Source organism: Pseudomonas sp. IT-P176, assembly GCF_949767245.1.
Classification (GTDB): domain Bacteria; phylum Pseudomonadota; class Gammaproteobacteria; order Pseudomonadales; family Pseudomonadaceae; genus Aquipseudomonas.
Genome location: NZ_CATKPN010000105.1, coordinates 1 through 535 on the forward strand (window position 1 = coordinate 1; position 535 = coordinate 535).

At 60.7% G+C, this 535-nt stretch carries 1 protein-coding gene and 1 pseudogene; both read left to right on the plus strand.

Annotated features, from left to right (window positions below; all coding sequences use genetic code 11):
• Positions 1-261: ABC transporter permease subunit (locus ACM6IP_RS25145; RefSeq protein ID WP_414862523.1), on the plus strand; the 261-nt coding region annotated here is incomplete at its 5' end.
• A gap of 11 nt (positions 262-272) precedes the next feature.
• A pseudogene (locus ACM6IP_RS25150) lies at positions 273-535 on the plus strand (dipeptide ABC transporter permease DppC); the annotation flags it as partial.

The following is a 535-nucleotide window of genomic DNA, read 5'->3' on the forward strand; positions in this document are numbered from 1 at the left end:
CACGGCCTGCGCAACGCGCTGATTCCGGTACTGACCGTGGTCGGCCTGCAGGTCGGCACGCTGCTGGCCGGTGCAGTCCTGACCGAGACCATCTTCTCCTGGCCCGGCATCGGTAAATGGCTGATCGAAGCCATCGGCGCCCGGGACTACCCCGTCGTACAAAACGGCATCCTGTTAATCGCCTGCCTGGTGATCCTGGTCAACTTCGTGGTGGACATCCTCTACGGCTTTGCCAACCCACGCATCCGTCATCAGCGCTGAGATCATTACCCATGAGTACTCCAACACCCTCGGTAGCAGTCGATCAAAGCCTGCTGTATCCGTCCCCGTACAAAGAATTCTGGCAAGCGTTCTCCAAAAACAAAGGCGCCGTTGCCGGCCTGATGTTCATGTTGCTGGTGATCTTCTGCGCGATCTTCGCGCCCTGGGTTGCCCCGCATAACCCCAGCGAGCAGTACCGCGACTTCCTGCTGACCCCGCCGGCCTGGCTCGAAGGCGGGCAACTGCAGTTCCTGCTCGGCACCGATGAACTGGG